General features: G+C 36.9%; 4 protein-coding genes and 1 pseudogene. 4 read left to right on the forward strand and 1 reads right to left on the reverse strand.

Annotated elements, in window-relative coordinates:
• Positions 1–335 (reverse strand): MobA/MobL family protein (locus EKM99_RS15400; protein ID WP_164511624.1); only part of this gene is annotated, 335 nt, incomplete at its 3' end.
• Positions 336–713: 378 nt separating this feature from the next.
• On the opposite strand from EKM99_RS15400, the pseudogene EKM99_RS15405 reads away from it, so the two are divergent.
• From EKM99_RS15405 to EKM99_RS15425, 4 genes and pseudogenes are all read left to right on the forward strand, one after another.
• Positions 714–927 (forward strand): annotated as a pseudogene (locus EKM99_RS15405) (hypothetical protein).
• Positions 928–1647: 720 nt separating this feature from the next.
• Positions 1648–2583, forward strand: a complete 936-nt coding sequence (locus EKM99_RS15410) for a replication initiation protein (RefSeq protein WP_027821372.1) — start codon at positions 1648–1650, stop codon at positions 2581–2583.
• Between the two features lie 283 nt (positions 2584–2866).
• A complete protein-coding gene (locus EKM99_RS15420; protein WP_125584190.1) occupies positions 2867–3433 on the forward strand; it encodes a DUF536 domain-containing protein in 567 nt (188 codons plus the stop codon).
• Positions 3434–3536: 103 nt separating this feature from the next.
• Positions 3537–4276: type I restriction endonuclease (locus tag EKM99_RS15425; RefSeq protein ID WP_164511625.1), on the forward strand; the 740-nt coding region annotated here is incomplete at its 3' end.

A 4276-nucleotide genomic window follows, 5' to 3' on the forward strand; every position in this document is an offset into this window, starting at 1 on the left:
AAATTTTCTTGCACATATTTTGTCAGTAATTCTTTCTGTTCGGATTCACTTAATTCTACCGGTAAAGCCACGTTAAATTCTTTTGCATACCGTGAGTTTGATTTACGATCTTTCTTTTCAACTTCATTCCATAATTGTTCTCGATTACTGGCCCATTCTGGTGCGTTTTTTGGGGTTAAAATAAAGATTTCTGGCATAACCGAGCGGGCATAAGAATAGTGGCGGCCTTCTTGATTATCAAATAATTTTTCACCACTTCTATAAGCGGCGCTGGCAATGGAACTGCGTCCTTTACCAGCACTAATATTACTAAAACTCATATGAAATATTGCCATGTTAGTCACCTCTTTACTTTGATTCTATGAGCTTGACTTTGTTGTCGCCATCGGCGACTTCTAATACAGGATTTTGGGGTTAACACAACATAGAATTCATTCTATGTGTAAGTGCGCATTGACCTCGTTTTACTCGGTCTTCTGATAACCATAAAATCAGTTTTTGCTGTTGTTAAACTGAATGTATTTTTAATTCAATTTATACTTGCACTTAACTAAGTTTGTTATGCTTTAGATACTTAAAAAGTGTTGCAGATTACGCTGTTTTAAGCCAAAATTTTTTAATTGCTTTGTGCAGATAATCTTTATGAGTTTGGTAACAAAATTGGAATAACGGTACTGTAAAATCTGTAAATCTAAACTGAAATCATTATTTTGATGTTAGGAGTCATTAAGATGGACGAAAAGAAAGTATTAAAACCAATTGATGAAATGCTTGCTGATCCTTGGCAAGTTGATATTCAAGAATTGTTTGAAGCTTCTGTCAATGAACCTGACGAGATCAAAAGGAATTTGTATGATTCCTTATACACTTATATTTTGCAAAAAAAGACAAGAAGATATTATTAATCGCCCTAGCTTCGTTATTTAGCCCTCTAAGAGCCTGTTGAGGGCTTTTTATTTTTCCTTTGGCATAAATATATATAAACAGTCTTAAAACCGCTAGAAACGAGAAATAAGGCCCTTAAAAACGAATATAGCAGTTAAAGTCTTGTTAAGATTCAGAAAAACTAACTGTTTGCTGTCAATGGTAGCGGACGAGCGCAGCGTGGGAGCATAAGGAATTGACAGCTCTTAACCAGTCTTAACACTGAATTGGCGAAAGCCAAAGTTTCTATAAAACTTTGCTTTTCTGCCTAACGGCGAGTGAAAAAGCAGTCAAGCTGGCTCAGCTTGGACGGGGTTCGGGGCGTCAGCGCCCGAATTAATGTGGCTTGCCGCACCTTTTAAGCAACGAACAGCGTGAGGCGCAAGGAGCTGTGCGACTGGAGTTTAATGTGAGCCGGTTTTTGGCTCACTCCTTTGTGTGTTTTTTGTTTTAGGTTTGTATCGCGTACAGTGGTGCCTCTTTTATACCTCTTTTATAAACCTCTTTTAAACCTCTTTTAGACCCCCCTTGAGTCTTACTCTCCCAAGGCTCACAGAAGGTTATCAAGTACCTTTTGTCTGTTTATCAAGTACCTTTTGTCTGTTTATCAAGTACCTTTTGTCTGTTTATCAAGTACCTTTTGTCTGTTTATCAAGTACCTTTATAAGTTCTGTACTTGATAAAAAGGTACTTTTATTTTAATATGTGTTTGAGGTGATAATCATGTCTAATGAGTTAGTTAAGTATGATCCTGAGTTGAATACTATTCCCTTGAGAAAATTTACCCCAATTGAGATGAATTTATTTTTTTCAATTGTTTCCCGCATGCGGGATCAAGGGAATAAAACTGTTCGTTTCTCTTTTGACCAGTTAAAAGAGCTTAGTAACTATAAACCAACCGCAAATAAACGTTTTATTGATGATATTGAAAATACATACCAAAAGATCCTCAGCCTTAGGTTTGGCCGTAGAAGTAAGAGTGGCTTAAATCGTGAATTTTTTGTTATGTTTACTGAATTTGAAATTAAAGGTGAAGCTGAAGAACCTTATGTTGATATTCAGATTTATCCCAAAGCATTGCACTTGCTAAACGATTTAGAAAGTTGGGTTCGTTATGCCCTAACAGAATTTAGAAATTTAAAAAGCAGTTACGCTAAAACAATGTTTCGTCTAATTAAGCAATTTCGAACTACTGGCTATTCTTATTTCTCTAAAGAAGATTTTTTTGAATTGCTTGATATACCTAAAAGTTATTGGAATAGTCCTTCAAATGTTGACAAAAAGGTTATTAAGCCAATTAGAGAAGAATTAACCCCGCTTTTTAGAGGGCTAACGATTAGAAAAAAATATGGTAAAGGCAGAGGAAAACCAGTTATCGGTTATTCTTTTACTTGGAAACCTGAAAGAAAGGACGCAAATGATTTTTCTCAAGGCAAATTTCAAGATGAGCGTCAAAAACTCTTTAACATTCAGCACAATGATGAATTATCAGATAAAGAAAAGTGGCGTGCAATTGACAAAGTTAAATGCTTGCCTTTAGGAACAACTGAAAAACAGGTACTGGCTGAAAAACAAGCTGAACATGATCAAAAAATCAGAGATCAAGCAAGACAAGAAGCACTTGCTGAACTCCGAAAGGGGTTTGGAAATCATGCCTAAAACTATTAGAGAACTTGCTGATGAGTTTGGCGTATCAAAACAAGCCATTAGGGAAAAAACTAGATGCAAACTTTAGTTGTTGTTAATTCGGGATGTTTACTGTTAAAGCAACATTCATTGGTGGCAACAACCAGAACCAAATCAATTATAGTTTAGCTTGAAGATTGATACCTATTTTAAAAAACGACAAGAACGACAACCAAGTTTAAGCTTTGCTTGTCGATTGGTGTTCTTGTCGTTTTTAACTTATAATTTAAGGCGGATTAATTAGGTGGTGAAACTATTGGGCAAGACTATTCGACAACTTTCAGAAGAATTGAAATTATCAAAACAAGCTATTAATCAACGTATTAATAGTATTAATGGCTTTCGAAGCAAACACACTTATAAAGTCAAAAACCATCTAGAAATAGACAACCAAGGCGTTAAAATGCTTGCTAATTTTGACAAGCAAAAACGACAAGAACGACAACCAAATCGGCAAGCTGAAAACGACAAGGACAAAAATATTGATCAGATCTTGCTAAAACAACTTGATGTTAAAGATCAACAAATTTCCAAATTACAAAAGTCCTTGGATCAGCAGCAACAACTACAGTTAGCGACACTTGCCGAAAATCGTCAACTAAAGAACCATATTCAAGAATTGAGTGGTCTTCTTGAATCTTCTAGTTCAACTCAACAGCAACAATCAAACGACAAGGACGATACCTTGTCGAATAATGCTAATACCAGTCACAGCAAGGATAAAAACGACAAGCAAGATAAAGATAGTGTTGTTGGCACGGATAAAGGGCAAAAAAAAATACATAAAAATAAAACTAACAAGAGTTGGTGGCATTTTTGGTGACAATCTACCCCTAGCTATATTAAATTATTGAAGCCTAAGCGCTAATCTGTTCGCGTATAATAAACTAGTGAGTAATTTAAAGGTGGGGGGAAGGAATGTTTTTATGTTGGAACTGTCATTTGAAAAAGAAGTTGTTAAAACCTTAACGACCGGAAGTAACCAATGGGTGGAACGAAAAGACCTATATGGTGCGACGCCGGATCAATTATGGGCTAATTTTCGCGATAAATTAAATAACAATAACTATGCTAAATTGCAGGGGCGTCCCTTAACTGATACCGAATTTAATCAGGTTAAACGGGCAATTGAGGTCCGGACGCCTTACGAAGCGGCTAAATTACTAGCCGCCGAAAATGGCATTGGCAAAGTTGAAGTTGAACGTGATGATGCTAAGCTGGGCACGGTTACGCTCGAGTTGTTTTGGAAAGCGGACGTTGCTGGCGGTAAATCTAGTTATGAAGTGGTGCGACAAGCAGTGCGACCACGGTTAGCTGGTACTCAAGATGTCGATCCTGATCGCCGTTTTGACGTAACCCTATTGATTAATGGGTTACCCTTAATTCAATTGGAACTAAAAAAAGCCACGGTCGAACTTAACCAGGCTTTTAATCAAATTGAAAAATACGCACAGGAAGGTAAATATACGGGAATTTACTCGCTGTTGCAAATGTTTGTGATTATGACGCCGGATAGTACGGCGTATTTTGCGAATGCCGAACCGGATCATTTCAATAAAGCCTTTTTGTTCAATTGGCGAACGCGGGATAATCACCCCGTGGAAAACGGCTTAGCGTTTACGCGCCAAGTCCTTAATATTCCCATGGCCCACAAAATGGTCAGTGA

It is taken from the genome of Levilactobacillus cerevisiae, from assembly GCF_003946245.1.
Lineage (GTDB): Bacteria > Bacillota > Bacilli > Lactobacillales > Lactobacillaceae > Levilactobacillus > Levilactobacillus cerevisiae.